A 15,474-nucleotide genomic window follows, 5' to 3' on the forward strand; every position below is an offset into this window, starting at 1 on the left:
TTCGCCCGGCTTATCGTGTGACGAACAGTAACAGTTACTTCAGTTCACGGAATCAGGAAGGCGCACGCGATGCTGCTGGCGCAGGAGAACAGCCCCCCGGCCGGGGGCGCGCAATTCGGCCAGATCGTCGTCGCGCTGCTGATGTTCCTGCTGGTCTTCATCCCGCTGGCGATCTTCGTCCTGCGGAAGCGGGCCGGCAAACGGACGCTCGTGGGCCGTCTCGCCGACTGGTCGGGCGAGCTGTCCGGCCTGCCGCGCTGGGCCGCGCTGCCGATGTTCGTCGCCTTCCTCTCCGGGATGTCCGCGCTGATCGGCGTCTACTGGGACGTCCCGATCCACATGGAGCTCGGCCGCGACGAAGGCCCGCTCGCCAACCCGTCGCACTACCCGATCTACTTCGGCCTGATGGGCATCTTCGCCAGCGGCGTGCTCAGCGCCGCGCTGGCCAAGGGGAAACTGCCCAAGCGCACCTTCAAGCTCGGCCCGCACTGGCGGGTGCCGATGGGCAGCGTCCAGATGATGCTGACCGGCCTGGTCGGCATCGCCGGCTTCCCGCTCGACGACGTCTGGCACCGGCTCTTCGGCCAGGACGTCACCGAGTGGGGACCCACCCACGTGCTGATGATCGGCGGCGGCGTCGGCGTGGTGATCGGCCTGCAGCTGCTGCTGGCCGAAGCCCGCCAGGCCGGCGCCACCGGCCCGCTCGTCCGGCTGCTCGGGCCGGTGCTGGCCGGCGCCTGGATGATGGGCGCGTCGGCGTTCCTGATGGAGTTCGACCTCGGCGTGCCGCAGTTCCCGATGCTCGCGCAGGTGGTGCTGGTCGGGCTGATCGGCAGCTGGACGCTCGTCTGCGGCCGCCTCTCGTGGGGACCGGGCGGCGCGCTCATCGTGGTCGCCGTGCTGCTGGTCTCCCGCGCCGTGTTCTCGATCATCCCGCTCGTCGCCGACCTGCACGTCGCTTCGCTGCTGCCGTACGCCGCCGAAGCCGTCGTGATCGAGGTCGTCGCGCTGCTCGTGCGTGGGCCGCTGTTCCCGGTCGTGGCCGGGCTGGCGAGCGGCACCCTCGGCCTGCTCGGCGAGTGGGCGTTCTCGCGGTGGCTGATGCCGGACCCGTGGCCTGCCGCGGACCTCGGTCTCTTCCTCGCCTTCGGTGCGGCCGCGAGCATCGGCGGCGCGCTGATCGGCGCGTGGCAGTACCAGCGGATCGAGGACGTCGCCGCGGGTTCCCGCCTCCGGCGGGGGTTCGGGGCCCGGCACGCCGCCGGGCTGGTGGGCGCCCTCGGCGTCGTCGCGCTGATGGCGGCGGTCGCGGCGCCGCTCGCCCCGCCGCCCGGGCTCGCCGCCGACGTCCGGCTGACCGAAGCCGCGGCGGGCCAGGAGATCTCCAACCCGCACGGCGGCGGGACGCCCCGCTGGGTGGACGCCACCGTGACGATCAGCCGGCCCGACCTCGCCGACGACGCCGTCTGGCTCACCGGCTTCGCCTGGCAGGGCGGGGACTTCTACTCCGCGCCGCTGGAGAAGCTCGGCCCCGGCGTCTACCGCACGGCCGAGCCGCTGCCGGTGTTCGGGCAGTGGAAGGCGGGGATCCGGCTGCACGTCGCCGACCGGCTGATGGCGCTCGCGCCGATCTACGCACCCGCCGACCCGGCGGCGAACGCGCAGGCCATCACGGCCGGGTCCGGCAAGCGCGACTTCGTCTCGGAGATCTCGTTCCTGCAGCGGGAACGCAAGACCGACACCCCGCTCGTGCTGTGGACGGTCGCCTACGTCGCGGTCGGGCTGATCTTCGCCGGGATGTGGGCCGCGTTCGCGTGGCTCTACGCCGCGGCGGCGGCCGGCAACTCCTCGCGGCGCCGCGAAACCGCGAGTTAGTGCCCGCCGACGAAAACGGGTGCTGATTTCGTGCCCTCCGACGAACTAGGCTGGCGCCGTCCCGCCTAGCTTCGGGAGGTGCTCGTTTCGGTGAACCTGCGCCCGCACGCCAGCCTCGGCCGCGTCCTCGACGACCTGGGCGGCACCCTCCTGGACCTGGTCCTCGGCGACCCCGACCGCCCGGGCGGCATCGGCGGCGTCGCCATCCACGACCCGCTCGACGAACCCGCGCTGCCGCAGCACGCCCTGGTGCTCGGGGTCGGTCTGGCCGAGCCCGGCGAAGTCGTGCGGCAGCTGCGCTCGCTGGCGCGCCACGACGCGGCCGGGCTCGTGCTGCGCGCCCCGGTCACGGTCACCGCGGCGATCACCGCCGCCGTCGAGGAGACCGGCGTCGCCCTGCTGGGCCTGGCGCGCGGTGCGTCCTGGGCCCAGCTCGCCGCGATGCTGCGGTCGCTGCTGGCCGAGGGCGACGTCGGCGACGCCGAACCGGAGACGCTGGCCGGGCTGCCGTCGGGCGACCTCTTCGCGGTGGCCAACGCGATCGGGGCGCTCATCGACGCGCCGGTGACGATCGAGGACCGCCGCTCGCGCGTGCTCGCGTTCTCCGGCCACCAGGACGAGGCCGACCCGTCGCGGGTCGAGACCATCCTGGGGCGGCAGGTGCCGGAGCGGTTTTCGCGGATGCTGGCCGACCGCGGGGTGTTCCGCGAGCTCTACCGCAGCGACCAGCCGGTGTTCGTCGACCGGCCGGCGGAAAGCCCCGACGGTTTCATGATCCCGCGGGTGGCGGTCGCGGTGCGGGCGGGCGACGAGATCCTCGGCTCGATCTGGGCCGCCGTGCGCGAACCGCTGACGCCCGACCGCACCCAGGCCCTTTGCGACGCGGCCCGCCTGGTGGCGCTGCACCTGCTGCGCGTGCGGGCGGGCGCCGACGTCGAACGGCGGCTGCGCGCGGACCTGCTCAGCACGGCACTGGAGGGCGGGGCCGCCGCGCGCGAGGCGCTGAGCCGGCTGGGGCTGGCCGACCAGCCGGTCGTCGTGCTGGCGCTGGCGGTGTCGGAGAACGGCGCCGAGGACGCCGAAATCGCGACCGAGCGGCAGCGGCTGGCCGACGGCCTGGCGATGCACCTGAGCGCGGTGCACCCACGCTGCGCGGCGGCCCTCGTCGGCGACACCGCGTACGGCCTGGTCCCGGTGACCCGCGACGCCGACGGCGAGCGGCGCGCCCTCCGGATCGCGAAGGACTTCCTGGACCGGGTGGGCGACCGCGTCCGGGCGGTGGTCGGCATCGGTCCGGTGGCGCGCAGTGCGGCCGAACTCCCGGAAGCCCGTGCGAGCGCGGACCGCGCGCTGCGGGTACTGCGGTCGGGCAGCCGCGCGGGCCGCCGGGTGGCGTTGCTGGCCGACGTCCACGTCGAGGCGTTGCTGCTGGAGCTGCAGGACCTGGTCGCCGTCCGCGGCGACCGCCCGACCGGGCCGGTCGCGCGGCTGATCGAATACGACGAGCAGCACCACGCGCACCTGGTCGAGACGCTGCGGGCCTGGCTCGACGCGTTCGGCGACGTGATCGCCGCGTCGGCCGCGGTCCACGTGCACCCCAACACGTTCCGGTACCGCCTGCGGCGGCTGGCGGAAGTGGGCGGGTTCGACATGACGGACCCGGAGGCCCGGTTCGCGGCGATGCTGCAGCTGCGGGTGGTGGCCCCGCCCGCGTCACCACCGGCCCGGCCCTGACGCCGCTGGTTCCTGATCGTCCGAATTGTCGGTGATTAACTACCGGAAACTCGGCTGGACTTGGTCAGTTACCTACTTTCGACCGGTGTGCGACCCCTTCGGGGCATGTGAGCCTGCTCGGACTTCACGTCAGGTGATCAAGCTTCCACGGAGGTGTACCGGGTGTCACGCAAACGGGTCATCGCAGGGACGGCGGCAGTGAGCGCGACCGTCGTCGCGGTGTCGCTGCTCACGACGGGTTCGCCCGCCTACGCGACCATCGCCCAGCCGTCGATGCACGCGCTGAACCCCCTCGCGATGCCGTTCGGCAGCGTGCTGCGGTCCCAGCAGGAGATCGGCGGGGTGCCGGTGTTCGGCGGCCAGCTGATCCAGGTCCGCGACAAGGCGGGCGCGGTGCTCGCCACGCACGGCCGCACCACGAAGAAGACCACCGGGTCCTTCCCGGCGAGCGCCGCGGGGGCCACCGACGCCGCCATCGCGGACGTCGCCAAGCGCACCGGGCTGGCCGCGAACACGCTGAAGGCCGACGCGCCCCGCGCGTACTGGTACGACGCCACCCTCGGCGGCGCGAAGGGCGACGGCGTCGCGGTGCCGACCTACCAGGTCACCGTGCACGGCAAGAAGCTCGACGACAAGTGGACCGAGGTCGTCAAGGCCGGCACGCAGGACGTCGTCACGTCGTGGTCGGAGGTCCGCGAGGCCAACCGCGACGTCTGCGACGCGAACCACAAGGTGGTCAGCGGCAGCAGCGATTCGGTCCGCTGCGGCACCGCCTTCGACGTCACCCGCAAGGAAGGCGGCGCCGAGTCGGGCGTCGCGGACGTCAACAACGTCTACACCTTCTTCGGGCAGGCGTCGGACTTCTACCAGAAGTACGTCAACGTCGACCTCACGAAGCTGATCGGCGCGGACTACTCCGACGGCACCGGCCAGGCGCTGCGCGGCACCGTCCGGATCTGCGTCGACGGCGAATGCCCGTTCGCCAACGCCTTCTGGGACGGCGAGCAGATGGCGTTCGGCGAGGGCGTCACCACCGACGACATCACCGGCCACGAGCTCACCCACGGCGTCACGCAGCACACGTCCGGGCTCAGCGGCGGCCAGGCCGACTCGATCAACGAGGGACTGTCGGACGTCTTCGGCAAGTTCATCGGCATCACGTCGAACGACCCCAACGACACCGGCGGCAACCGCTGGCTGCTCGGCGCGGGCTCGTCGCTCGGCGCGATCCGGAACATGAAGGACCCGCGCTCGTCGCTGTCCCCGCAGCCGGACATGGTCAACGGCCCGGGCTGGGACACGAACAACCCGGACGAGCACATCAACGACGGCGTCGTGAACAAGGCCGACTACCTCATCACCGACGGCGACACGTTCAACGGGCAGACCGTTCGCGGCCTCGGCCTCGACAAGGCCGTCCAGGTCTGGTGGGGCGTCGAGAACACGCTCACCCAGAGCGCGACCTTCAAGGACGTCGGCGAGGCGCTGAACTCCTCGTGCGCGGCGCTCGCGAAGGCGGGCACCGCCGGCATCACGACGGACGACTGCACCCAGGTCGGCAACGCGGTGAAGGCCACCCAGCTGGACCAGGACCCCAAGTAGACCCGTGAGTCAGCGGGGGAGCGACGTCAGCCCGGCGAGCAGCCGGTCGACGTCGGCCTCCGTGGTGTAGGGCGCGATCCCGGCCCGGACGGCGCCGGTGTCACCCAGCCCGAGGTGCCGCGAGCACTCGATCGCGTAGAAGCTGCTGGCCGGGGCGTTGACCCCCTGCGCGCCGAGGTGCTCGTACACCGCCTGCGACCGCACCCCGTCGACCGAGAACAGGGTCGTCGGGGTGCGGTGGCGTCCGGGTGCGCCGTACCGGGTCACGCCGGGGATCGCGGCCAGGCCCGCGTCGAGCCGGGCGAGCAGCGCGTTTTCGTGCTCCTCCAAGGCTTCCAGCGACGCGAGCAGCCGCGACCGGCGGTCGCCCGTTCCCGGCACGAGCCCGGCGAGGAAGTCGATGGCCGCCGTGGTGCCCGCGAGGAGTTCGTACGGCAGCGTCCCCAGCTCGAAGCGCTCCGGGACGGCGTCGGTCGAGGGCAGCAGCTTGTCCGGGTGCAGGGTCTCGAGCAGCGCCGGCGCCGCCGCGACGAGTCCGAGGTGCGGGCCGAGGAACTTGTACGGCGAGCACGCGTAGAAGTCCGCGCCGAGCGCCGTGACGTCGACGGCCGCGTGCGGGGTCAGGTGGACGCCGTCGACGTACAGCAGCGCGCCGGCGTCGTGCACCGCCGCGGCGATCGCGGGGACGTCCGGCCGGGTGCCGAGCAGGTTCGACGCCGCCGTGACCGCGACCAGCCTGGTGCGCTCCGAAAGGAGGGCGGTGATCGCCCCGGTGGCGAGTTCGCCGGTGGCGGGGTCGAAGTCCGCCCACCGGACGGTCGCACCGGCGGCCGCCGCGGCCTGGACCCACGGCCGGATGTTGGCGTCGTGGTCGAGGCGGGTGATGACGATTTCGTCCCCGTCGCCCCAGTTCTTGGCCAGCGCGCGGGAGAAGTCGTAGGTCAGCTGGGTCATGCTGCGCCCGAAGACGACCCCGCCCGGCTCGGCGGCAAGCAGATCGGCGGCGGCCTGCCGAGCCTCGGTGACGACCGCACCGGCCCGTCGCTCGGCGGCGGTGACGACCCCGCGGTTGGCGATCGCGGCGCACAGCGTGCGGGCGACCGCCTCCCCGACGACATCGGGGACCTGCGAGCCACCGGGCCCATCGAAGTGGGCGGCGGCGCCGTCGGCGAGCGCGGGGAAGTGCTTGCGGATGCTCTGCACGTCGTAGGTCACGCCGCCAGCATGCCGAAGGCCGAGCGCGGAACTCAAGATCTCCGGTGGGCCGGGCGAGGTCGCGAATGACTCATTGGCGGCCTCTGGTGTCCCCGATGGGTCATTCGGGACGCGCCGCATTCGGCGCCACCGGGGAGCTCAAGGTCTCCGCAGGGCCGGGCGGCGCACTCGAGGCTGGTGGGGAGCGGTGATCTCCGCGGGATCGGTGGCCGGGCCGGGCGGGGAACCCGATGCCGCCCGGCTCGGCTCAAGGTCTCCTTCGGGTCGGGCGGTCGGGCCAGCGGGAGGGCGCGAATGACTCGTTCGCGCCCTCTGGCGTCCCCAATGGGTCATCCCGACGCGCCGCATCCGGTACCGCCGGGGAGTTCAAGGTTTCCGCGGGGCTGTCGGCTGGGCCGGGCGGGGAACCCGATGCCGTTGGAGGGCTCAAGGTCTCCGCAGGGCCGGGCAGCCGGGCCAAGGGGAGGTCGCGAATGACCCATTCGCGGCCTCCGACGTCCCCGATGGGTCATTCGCGACGCACCACACCCGGCCCGCCGAAGAAACTCAAGACCTCCGCAGCGGCGCGGCCGCCGTGGCGGGGATCTGCGGCGGCGCCGCCACCGGACGCCGCACCGGGGCCGGCGTCTGCAAATACCGGCGGAACTTCTGCGTAGGCTTCTCCACGTAGTTCCACGACAGCTGCCCCACCAGGTAGGCCGACGGCACCGCCAGCAGGATCAGCAGCCACACCTGCCGCACGCCCGCGAGGATGAACAGCTGCTGGATCGGGAAGCCCCAGATGTACGTGCCGTAACTGCCGTAGACCCACGGCCCGGCCGCCTCCAGCCGCCGCGGCCAGTGCATTGCCAGGGTGATCGCCCCGTACGCCGCGCTCAGTGCCAGCAGGTAGCGGCTCGCCGGCGTCTGGCTCAGCGCCAGGTACGCGCCGAACAGCACCAGCGCCACCCACGGTTTGAGCGGGATCCGGTCGCGGTAGGCGTGCAGCACCATCCCGATCACGAACGGGACCAGGAACGACACCGTCGAGCCGATCGGGACGACCAGGAGCGAGCCGCCGAGGCCGTGCTGCTCGAACGTCGCGTGCAGCACCGTGTCCGTGTAGACCATGCCGCCGAGGACGAGGAACAGGACCAGCCGCGGCAGGCCGATCAGCACGGCCACGCCGACGACGAGGACGAGCGCGTAGCCGAGCAGTTCCATCGGCAGCGTCCAGATCGCGCCGTTGACCGAGAACGGGTACGGGTTGCCCGCGAACACGCCGGGCAGGTCGTGCTGCATGTAGAACAGCACCGTCGTGCCGACCAGGTAGCGCCACGTCTGGATGTGCGTCCAGTAGTCGTGCGCGGGCCACGTCGTCACCAGCGGCCCGATCACGAACACCGTCACCAGCAGCACCACGACCAGCGGCGGCATGATCCGCAGCAGCCGCCGCGCCGAGAAGCGCCACCACGACGGGTCGCGCGTCCAGCTGTCCTGGATCTGGTAGCCGCTCATCGCGAAGAACCCCATCAGCGCGATGTACCCCGGCGACATGTGCCACGACGCGGGGAAGATCGTCAGCCGCTGCGGGTGCAGCAGCGGCATGCTGTGGTCGACGATGACGGTGATCGCGCCGATCATCCTCAGCCACGCGAAGCCGACGTTGGGATTGGCGTGAATTTTTGGCGAGCTCGGCACGGGGGCAGATGCTAACCCATCCAGTCCTGCCGCTTGACCCGAACGGGCGAGAAAGTCACCGGCCGCGGTTGCGCGGGTGCTCGCGGGCGCGCCTTTCGTTGCCGTGCTTGTAGTTGCCGGTCACGCGGGCCATCAGCAGCTGCGGGTCGTCGCCGCGCGCGATCGCGGCCAGGAACCGGGTCGCCGCGGCGCCGCGGAGGGTGCCCGCGGGACGGCCGTGGTGCGTGATCGTCACGACGCCGTGCTCGTCGGCGCGGTGCGCGAAGCCTTCCGGGGTCCCCATCCGCCCAGGGTGGCACGGCGGGCAACCGGTTTTCCCCGGGTCCGGTCCGGGGGATACCCGGATGGCTCCCGCGCGGTGACCCGACAGAATGCTGGGGATGCGGGGGAAACATCTACTGGCGGGCGCGCAGGTCCTGGTCCTGGCGGCACTGCTGGTGTCCTACAACGACGGCCGGTGGCGGTTCCCGGCCTACCGCGTCGACCTGGACGTCTACCGGCTCGGCTCGGCGGCGCTGCTGCACGGCCATGACCTGTACGGCACGCTGCCGCCCACCGGCGACGGCCAGTCCCTGCTCTTCACCTACCCGCCGTTCGCCGCGATCCTGCTCGCGCCGCTGGCGGTCCTGCCGTACTGGGCGGCCTGCCTCGCCCTCACGCTGCTGACGCTCGGGGTGCTGGCGCTGGTGCTGCGGGCGGTGCTGCGCGCGCTCGGGAAGCGGTGCGACCGGTGGCGGGTGGCCGCGGTCCTGCTGGTCGCCGAGGCGCTCGAGCCGGTGCTGCGGACGCTGTACGCGGGCCAGATCGACCTGCTGCTGCTCGCGCTCGTCGCGCTCGACGTCCTCGTGGCCGCGCCGAGGTGGCCGCGGGGCCTGCTGATCGGCCTCGCCGCCGCGATCAAGCTGACGCCGGCGGTGTTCCTGCTGTACCTGCTGCTCCGCCGCGACACCCGGGCGGCGATCACCGCCGGCGTGACCTTCCTGGCCGCGACGGCGCTGGGCTTCCTGCTGGCCGGCGCGGATTCGATGCGGTACTGGACCGGTGCGCTGTGGGACACCGGCCGCGTCGGCGAACCGACCTACGCCGGCGACCAGTCGCTGCTCGGCCTGCTGGCCCGGGCCGGGGTCCCGGCGGACGCGCGGACGGCGTGGTGGTTGCCCCTCGTCGCGGTGGTGCTCGTGCTGACCGCGCTGGGTGTGCGGCGCGCGCTGGCCGCGGGGGAGACGACGATCGCGCTCGGCCTGAACGCCCTCGGCGGGCTGCTGGTTTCGCCGATCTCCTGGACGCACCACTGGGTGTGGGCCGTGATCGTGCTGCTCGGCTGGGCGGAGCTGGCCCGCCGCACGCGGCGGCGCGGGATCGCGGTCCTGGCGGGCGTCGGCGTCGTGCTGTTCGTCGCGGGACCGCAGTGGTGGTGGCCGCGCGGCGGCGAAGTCGAGCGCCGCTGGGACTTCCTCCAGCAGCTCACCGGCAACGGCTACGTCCTGTTCGGGCTCGCGGTGCTGGTCACGGCGGTGCTGGTGCGGTTCCCGCGGCCGGCCGACGACTTCAGCGGCGCCGTCCCGGCCCGCGCTGCAGCCAGCCCGCTCCCAGGATGAGCATCGCCGTGCCGAGGCCGAGCACCAGGCAGAGCCCGGCGGTGTTCATCGGCAGCGCGTCGGTGATCGCCTGCGGCAGCGGGAGCAGCAAGACCAGGCCGACCACGGCGTAGACACCCCCCGCCGCGACCAGGAACCGGGCGGCCAGGCGCGAGGAGCGGGTGCAGAACACCGCGACGGCGCCGGTCAGCAGGTGCAGGAGCGCCCACAGCCCCGACACGGAGAACACCCCGAACAGCTCGTGCGGACCACCGCCGTCGGTGACGCCCGACATCAGCTCGAGCGCGGCGAGCACGAGGAAGAGCAACCCGATCAGCATGCCCATGCCCTGGACGGGGGCGGGTCCGCGCCGGGTTTCGGGTTCGGTGGCCGTCATGTCCCTCAGGTTCCCCGTGCGGGGCCTTTTAATGCACGGCTTCAGGGGTAACCGGCGAACCGACGAAAGGTGACCCCGATGACCGAGTACCGCCACACCGCGACCGCCGACATCCCCGCCGACGAGCTGTTCGCGTTCCTGAGCCACCCGGAGAACCTGCCCCGGTACTTCCCGGAGATGAAGGTGGCCGAGCCGAAGGGCGGCGACAGCGTGCACGTCGAAGCCGAGGTGCACGGCAAGCGCGTCGCGAGCGAGGCCTGGCTGCACACCGACCCGGGCACCCGGTCGCTCAAGTGGGGCGCGGAAGGCCCCGACGACTACCACGGCGAGCTGCGGATCGACGACGACGGCCCGGCGTCCTCGCAGATCACCGTGACGCTGCACAGCGTCCGCGAGGCCGAGGGCGGCGAGGTCCAGCAGGGCCTCGAGCGCACGATCGCCGCCATGACGCACGCCGCCAGTTCCGACGCCGACGTCGAAGCGGCCGAAGGGGAGGGCGGCTGGACCTCCTACGACGCGAAGAGGGATTCGTCCAGCTGAGGCGGGAACGGGCCGTAGGCGTTGCCGCGGGCCCCGCGGGTGCGCAGCGCCGGGATCGCGAACAGGTACTTGAGCAGTGACGGCGGCGCGGTGCCCCGGCCGCGGGCCCGCGCCGCGGCCGCCCGCTTCTCCACCCGCACCTGATCGGCCTGCACCCGCTCGATCGCGCGGATCCGGGCGGCCTGCACGGCCGCGAGGTCTTCGTCGGTGACCGTGCCCCGCCGCAGGGCGGGGACCAGCCGGTTCGCCGCGGCGACGGCGTCCTGCACCGCCATCAGGATGCCGTTGCCGCCGACCGGGGAGATGACGTGCGCGGCGTCGCCGAGCAGCAGCAGGCCGGGCCGGTGCCAGCGCTCGACGCGGGAGATGTCCACCGACAGCAGCGTCGTCTGCGAGAAGTCGGTGAGCAGGTGCGCCCGGTCGGCCAGCCACGGCACGCGCTCGCGCACGAAGGCTCGGATCGGCTCGACCCCGCGTTCACGCAACGCCGCGTACGCGCCCTTCTCGATGCTGTAGCCGACCTGCCAGTCATGCACGCCGCCGAGGACGCCGACGTACGCGTCGCGCCCGAAGTAGAGGTCGAGGTCCGCGTCGGGCGGGTCGCCGGGGGAGCGCGGGAGCCGGAACCAGAGCAGGTCGGTGGTGGCGCCGAGCGGGCGGGCTTCGAGGCCGGCCAGCCGCCGCACGGTGGAGAACCGGCCGTCGGCGCCGACGACGAGCGACGTCGTCAGCTCGCCGCCGCGGAAGCGGACGCCGGTGACCGTCCCGTCGTCGTCCTCGAGCAGGCCGGTGACCTTGGCGTTCGTGCGCAGGTGGAACGTCGGCAGCGCGTTCGCCCGCTCGGCGAGGAAGTCGAGGAACCGCACCTGCGGCATCAGCGCGACGTAGCCGAACGGCGTGCGGAGGCGGTCGTAATCGGCGCAGCTGTAGACCCCGGCCGGGGTGTGGAAGCGGAACGAACGCGCCTTGAAGTGGTCGAGGTCCAGCAGGTCCGCGGCGAGGCCGAGCCGGTCGAGCAGCTCGAGCGTGTAGGGGTGCAGCGAGTCGCCGCGGAAGTCGCGGTCGAAGTCCGACCGGGCTTCCAGCACGGTGACCTCGATCCCGGCGCGGGCGAGCAGGTAGCCGAGCAGCAGCCCGCCGGGGCCGCCACCCGCGACCGCGACGCTCACGCCGGGTCCACTGTGGACAGGCGGAACACCGCCATCCCCGGCACGTGCTCGAGGATCTGCTCGTGGCCGGCGTCCTGGGGGACCGGGAACGCCTTGACCGCCCACGGCACGGACATCGCGGCCAGGTAGGTGGCGACCACCCCGGCGGCCTCGTCGCCGCCGACCGGTTCGGCCCGGCGCTCGGCCCGCTCACCGGCCGCCAGCAGCGCGCACTCCGGTGTGGCCAGCAGGTTCACCACCCAGTCGCGGTCGCGGACCGGCGAGACGAGGTAGTGCCCGCCGTCCTTCGCCACCACGGCCAGCGGTACCCGGCGGGGGCTGCCGGAGCTGCGGCCGCGGGTCTCGACGACCCGCAGCGCGTAGCCACCTTCGGGCGGCGGCTCCGCCGGGGCACCGATCAGCTTCGCGGTCATTTCGGCATTCATCGCTCGGACGTCCACGAGCTCCACGGTAGCAAAACTCGCTAGATTGTCTAGCTAACCTAGAATGGCCTGGTGGAAGACGTTCCGGTAGCCCTTCGGGTGAACTTCGCCCTGCGCGAGCTGCTCTCGCTCGCGCACGACGTCCAGGCGGCGCTCGCCCGCCGGCTCGGGCTGGGCGCCACCGACGTGCAGGCGCTGCAGCACCTCGCCTTCGGCACGCCGATGGGCACGGTGGACCTGGCGCACGCGCTGAAGATCCGCTCGGCGTCGGCCACCGTGCTGGTCGACCGCCTCGAAGCGGCCGGGCACGTCCGCCGCGGCCCGCACCCCAGCGACGGGCGGCGGATCACGCTCGTGCTCAGCGAAGCCGCCCGCGACGAGGTCCGGGTCGCGCTCGCGCCGCTGGTCGACGCCGTCACCCGGTTGACCGACGGGCTGACGCCGGCGCACGCCGAGGTCGTCGCGCGGTTCCTCGGGGACACCACGGAAGTGCTGCGGGCGTACGCTGCGGAGCCGCCGGAAGCGGGTTAGCGTTCCCCGCATGCGAGACGAGCCCGCGCTGTGGCTGTTCGCCGACCAGCTCGGGCCGCACTTCCACGGCACGCCCGAGCACCGGCACCGGGACGTCCTGGTGATCCGCTCGGCCGCGGCCTTCGCCGCGAAACCCTTCCACCGCCAGAAGCTGCACCTGGTCCAGGCGGCGCTGCACCGGCTCGCCGCCGACCTCGGCGACCGCGTCACGCTGATCGACGCCCCGGACTACCGCACCGGCCTGCGCGAGTTCGGGCGGCCGGTCGTCGTGCACGAACCGACGTCGCACGCGGCCGACGCCTTCGTCCGGAAGCTGCACGGCGAAGGCGTCGTCACGGAGATCCTGCCGACGCCCGGGTTCGTGCTGTCCAAAGCGGACTTCGCGGAGTGGGCCGCCGGGCGCACCCGGTTCGTCATGGAGGACTTCTACCGCGACCAGCGGCGGAAGTTCGGCGTGCTGCTCGAAGCCGACGGCGAGCCCGAAGGCGGGCACTGGAACTACGACCACGACAACCGGCAGCCGCCCCCGAAGACCACCCGCCTCGACGTCCCCGCGCCGTGGCACCCGCGGGAGAACGAGATCGACGACCGCGTCCGCGCCGACCTCGACGCGGCCGAGCGCGCGGGGGAGATCCACCCGGTCGGTGTGGACGGGCCGCGGCAGTTCGCCGTCGGGCACGACGAAGCCCAGCGCGCGCTCAAGCGGTTCCTCGACCACCGGCTGCCGGTGTTCGGGCCGCACCAGGACGCGATGCTGACCCACGACTGGGCGATGGCGCACGCGCTGCTGTCCGTCCCGCTCAACCTCGGGCTGCTCGACCCGCGGGACGTCGTCCGGAAGGCGCAGGAGCGGTACCGGGCCGGCGAGGCGCCGCTGAGCAGCGTCGAGGGGTTCGTCCGCCAGGTGCTGGGCTGGCGTGACTGGGTGTGGCACCTGTACTGGCACCAGGGGCCGGAGTACTTGCACCGCAACGCTTTGCAGGCGCGGCGCAAGCTGCCGGAGTGGTGGCGTTCGTTGGACGCCGACGCCGTCGAAGCGGCTTGCCTGCGCACCGCGCTCGCCGGCGTGCGCGACCGCGGCTACGCCCACCACATCGAGCGCCTGATGGTGCTCGGCAACCACGCGCTGCAGCGCGGCTACGACCCCGCCGAGCTGACCCACTGGTTCGCGACCGCGTTCGTCGACGGGTTCCCCTGGGTGATGCCGGCCAACGTGATCGGGATGAGCCAGTACGCCGACGGCGGGGTCGTCGGGACCAAGCCCTACGCCGCCGGAGGCGCCTACATCAACCGGATGAGTGACCACTGTCCGGGTTGCGTGTTCGACCCGAAGAAACGGACCGGGCCGGACGCGTGCCCGTTCACCGCGGGCTACTGGGCGTTCCTGGACCGCAATGCCGCGCGGCTGCGGGGAAACCACCGGATGCGGCAGCCGTTGAGCGGGCTGGAGCGGCTCGCGGACCGGGCCGAGGTCGTCGCCCGGGAGGCCGACCGCGACCACTTCTGAGTTCGCACCATCGGGTGACTAGCGGGGTGCGGCGGGCTCTCTTACGGTTGTTGTCTCCCTTTCCCCGGCGAAGGCGATCCCATGCCCGACGCAGATCCGCGCGCTGGCGTGCTTTCCAAGCGTGCCCTCGTGACGGCGTCGCACGCGGTGGAGCGCGCGGCCCTGGCCGAAGGCGCGGGCGACGACACCGTCGTGTTCGCGCTGTTCCAGCGGCTCCCGTACTTCGAACGCGAGCGGGAGGTGTATGCCGAGATCGCGCGGCGCGCCGCGGTCACGGTGGTCGGCATGGTCGACTCCGGCCGTCCCGACCTGCCGCACGGCGTCACCCCGGTGCTGCTGCGCCCGGACGAGCCGATGGCGCGCGAGTGGTCGGTGGCCGTGCTGTCGCCGACGTTCGGCGCCTCGGTCGTCGCGCAGGACCTCGACGAGATCGACCCGGCGGCGTCCGCGGTCGAGGCGGCCCGGCTCTTCCGCGGCCGCTGGGGCCTGCGCCGCGACGAGGCGTACGCCGAAGTGGTCCGCCTGCGCGACGCGATGGGCGACCGGCTGCCCCCGGCGGTCCGGCGCAAGGTCGGCGAGGTGCTGGCCTCGGTCGAAACCCCGCCGGCGCTCGACGTCGAAAGCCGCGCCGAGGCGGCGCTCCGGCACGTCGCGACCAAGCTCGACAAGGCCCGTTCCCGCGCGGAGCCGCGTCCGGCGACCGGCCCGGCCGTCGACCCGGACACGGGCCTCGACACCCTGGCGGGCATCCAGTCCTGGCTCGGCGACGCGACCGACACGGTCCCGCTGGGCCTGGTCTTCGTCGCGGTCGACGACCCCGGCGCCCTCGAGCGGCGGCACGGCACCCGCATCCGCATGCACACGGAGCAGAACATCGCCGACCTCCTGCGCGACGGCCTGCGCCCCCTCGACCGCGCGGTCCGGCTCGGGCCGGGGGAGTTCCTGGTCATCCAGCCGGCGGTGTACCCGCACGAGCTGACCGACCGGAGCCGGCGTCTGGAGCACCGCCTGGCGGCCCTGCACGCGACCTACCCGTTCGTCGACCTGCACCCGCGCACGACGACGTTGCTGACCCGGCGCCGCCCGCTGCCGCTGCACAGCCTGCGGGCCCAGCTGCGCCACGTCCCGGCGGTGACGCTCTGGCCGCCGAGCCAGGGCTCGCTCCCGATCCCGGAGGTGCGCCCGGTCGGGTCGCGTCCGGGGGCCGGCCAGTGGTTCCAGTGAG

General features: G+C 73.0%; 14 protein-coding genes. 8 read left to right on the forward strand and 6 right to left on the reverse strand.

Going from position 1 to position 15,474, the window contains the following annotated elements:
• Nucleotides 1-69 precede the first annotated feature (69 nt).
• The 3 genes from ACLJQM_RS20375 (at nucleotide 70) to ACLJQM_RS20385 (ending at nucleotide 5,211) form a co-directional block, all read left to right on the forward strand.
• The gene (locus ACLJQM_RS20375; RefSeq protein ID WP_410632375.1) at nucleotides 70-1,875 is read left to right on the forward strand and encodes a hypothetical protein; all 1,806 of its coding nucleotides are present in this window, start codon (nucleotides 70-72) and stop codon (nucleotides 1,873-1,875) included.
• 78 nt (nucleotides 1,876-1,953) lie between these two features.
• On the forward strand, nucleotides 1,954-3,609 hold the full coding sequence (locus ACLJQM_RS20380; protein WP_360769178.1) for a PucR family transcriptional regulator: 1,656 nt from the start codon (nucleotides 1,954-1,956) through the stop codon (nucleotides 3,607-3,609).
• Nucleotides 3,610-3,807: 198 nt separating this feature from the next.
• Nucleotides 3,808-5,211 carry a M4 family metallopeptidase gene (locus tag ACLJQM_RS20385; protein ID WP_410632377.1) on the forward strand — a complete coding sequence of 468 codons (1,404 nt, stop codon included), beginning with the start codon at nucleotides 3,808-3,810 and terminating at the stop codon, nucleotides 5,209-5,211.
• 9 nt (nucleotides 5,212-5,220) lie between these two features.
• Here the strand turns inward: ACLJQM_RS20385 and ACLJQM_RS20390 are convergent, their stop codons facing one another.
• The 3 genes from ACLJQM_RS20390 to ACLJQM_RS20400 all read right to left on the reverse strand — a co-directional run bounded on the left by ACLJQM_RS20390 (nucleotide 5,221) and on the right by ACLJQM_RS20400 (nucleotide 8,389).
• Nucleotides 5,221-6,426, reverse strand: a complete 1,206-nt coding sequence (locus ACLJQM_RS20390) for a cysteine desulfurase-like protein (protein WP_410632378.1) — start codon at nucleotides 6,424-6,426, stop codon at nucleotides 5,221-5,223.
• A 546-nt stretch (nucleotides 6,427-6,972) separates the two neighbouring features.
• On the reverse strand, nucleotides 6,973-8,106 hold the full coding sequence (locus ACLJQM_RS20395) for an acyltransferase family protein (RefSeq protein ID WP_410632379.1): 1,134 nt from the start codon (nucleotides 8,104-8,106) through the stop codon (nucleotides 6,973-6,975).
• Between the two features lie 55 nt (nucleotides 8,107-8,161).
• On the reverse strand, nucleotides 8,162-8,389 hold the full coding sequence (locus tag ACLJQM_RS20400; RefSeq protein WP_247023617.1) for a hypothetical protein: 228 nt from the start codon (nucleotides 8,387-8,389) through the stop codon (nucleotides 8,162-8,164).
• A gap of 97 nt (nucleotides 8,390-8,486) precedes the next feature.
• Between ACLJQM_RS20400 and ACLJQM_RS20405 the strand changes: the two genes are divergently transcribed.
• A complete protein-coding gene (locus ACLJQM_RS20405) occupies nucleotides 8,487-9,704 on the forward strand; it encodes a glycosyltransferase 87 family protein (protein WP_410632380.1) in 1,218 nt (405 codons plus the stop codon).
• Here ACLJQM_RS20405 and ACLJQM_RS20410 read toward each other — a convergent pair.
• Entirely contained in the window at nucleotides 9,655-10,080 is a 426-nt protein-coding gene (locus ACLJQM_RS20410) for a DUF4383 domain-containing protein (RefSeq protein ID WP_247023615.1), read from the reverse strand. The two genes, ACLJQM_RS20405 and ACLJQM_RS20410, sit on opposite strands and share 50 nt — an antisense overlap.
• A 78-nt stretch (nucleotides 10,081-10,158) precedes the next feature.
• On the opposite strand from ACLJQM_RS20410, the gene ACLJQM_RS20415 reads away from it, so the two are divergent.
• Nucleotides 10,159-10,620 carry an SRPBCC family protein gene (locus ACLJQM_RS20415; protein WP_360769162.1) on the forward strand — a complete coding sequence of 154 codons (462 nt, stop codon included), beginning with the start codon at nucleotides 10,159-10,161 and terminating at the stop codon, nucleotides 10,618-10,620.
• Here the strand turns inward: ACLJQM_RS20415 and ACLJQM_RS20420 are convergent.
• Nucleotides 10,590-11,789: an FAD-dependent oxidoreductase gene (locus ACLJQM_RS20420; protein WP_410632381.1), complete on the reverse strand. Its 1,200-nt coding sequence runs from the start codon at nucleotides 11,787-11,789 to the stop codon at nucleotides 10,590-10,592. The two genes, ACLJQM_RS20415 and ACLJQM_RS20420, sit on opposite strands and share 31 nt — an antisense overlap.
• Complete coding sequence (locus ACLJQM_RS20425; protein ID WP_360769157.1) at nucleotides 11,786-12,202, reverse strand: nitroreductase family deazaflavin-dependent oxidoreductase; 417 nt, start codon at nucleotides 12,200-12,202, stop codon at nucleotides 11,786-11,788. The genes ACLJQM_RS20420 and ACLJQM_RS20425 overlap by 4 nt, the downstream gene beginning before the upstream one ends.
• A gap of 81 nt (nucleotides 12,203-12,283) precedes the next feature.
• Here ACLJQM_RS20425 and ACLJQM_RS20430 point away from each other — a divergent pair, with 81 nt between their 5' ends.
• The 3 genes from ACLJQM_RS20430 (at nucleotide 12,284) to ACLJQM_RS20440 (ending at nucleotide 15,473) form a co-directional block, all read left to right on the forward strand.
• The gene (locus tag ACLJQM_RS20430; protein ID WP_360769154.1) at nucleotides 12,284-12,742 is read left to right on the forward strand and encodes a MarR family winged helix-turn-helix transcriptional regulator; all 459 of its coding nucleotides are present in this window, start codon (nucleotides 12,284-12,286) and stop codon (nucleotides 12,740-12,742) included.
• Nucleotides 12,743-12,752: 10 nt separating this feature from the next.
• Nucleotides 12,753-14,249, forward strand: coding sequence for a cryptochrome/photolyase family protein (locus ACLJQM_RS20435; protein WP_410632382.1), 1,497 nt, complete (start codon nucleotides 12,753-12,755; stop codon nucleotides 14,247-14,249).
• Nucleotides 14,250-14,330: 81 nt separating this feature from the next.
• Nucleotides 14,331-15,473 (forward strand): DICT sensory domain-containing protein, encoded by a 1,143-nt coding sequence (locus ACLJQM_RS20440; protein WP_410632383.1) that lies wholly within the window; start codon nucleotides 14,331-14,333, stop codon nucleotides 15,471-15,473.
• Nucleotide 15,474 lies beyond the last annotated feature (1 nt).

It is taken from the genome of Amycolatopsis sp. cmx-4-83 (assembly GCF_046548815.1).
Taxonomy (GTDB): Bacteria; Actinomycetota; Actinomycetes; order Mycobacteriales; family Pseudonocardiaceae; genus Amycolatopsis; species Amycolatopsis pretoriensis_A.

What these genes read in the sequence shown, in the direction of transcription:
- ACLJQM_RS20375 (WP_410632375.1), top strand. Translation starts at nt 70, where the DNA reads ATGCTGCTGGCGCAGGAGAACAGCCCCCCGGCCGGGGGCGCGCAATTC.
- ACLJQM_RS20400 (WP_247023617.1), bottom strand. Translation starts at nt 8,389, where the DNA reads ATGGGGACCCCGGAAGGCTTCGCGCACCGCGCCGACGAGCACGGCGTC.
- ACLJQM_RS20405 (WP_410632380.1), top strand. Translation starts at nt 8,487, where the DNA reads ATGCGGGGGAAACATCTACTGGCGGGCGCGCAGGTCCTGGTCCTGGCG.
- ACLJQM_RS20410 (WP_247023615.1), bottom strand. Translation starts at nt 10,080, where the DNA reads ATGACGGCCACCGAACCCGAAACCCGGCGCGGACCCGCCCCCGTCCAG.
- ACLJQM_RS20415 (WP_360769162.1), top strand. Translation starts at nt 10,159, where the DNA reads ATGACCGAGTACCGCCACACCGCGACCGCCGACATCCCCGCCGACGAG.
- ACLJQM_RS20425 (WP_360769157.1), bottom strand. Translation starts at nt 12,202, where the DNA reads ATGACCGCGAAGCTGATCGGTGCCCCGGCGGAGCCGCCGCCCGAAGGT.
- ACLJQM_RS20435 (WP_410632382.1), top strand. Translation starts at nt 12,753, where the DNA reads ATGCGAGACGAGCCCGCGCTGTGGCTGTTCGCCGACCAGCTCGGGCCG.
- ACLJQM_RS20440 (WP_410632383.1), top strand. Translation starts at nt 14,331, where the DNA reads ATGCCCGACGCAGATCCGCGCGCTGGCGTGCTTTCCAAGCGTGCCCTC.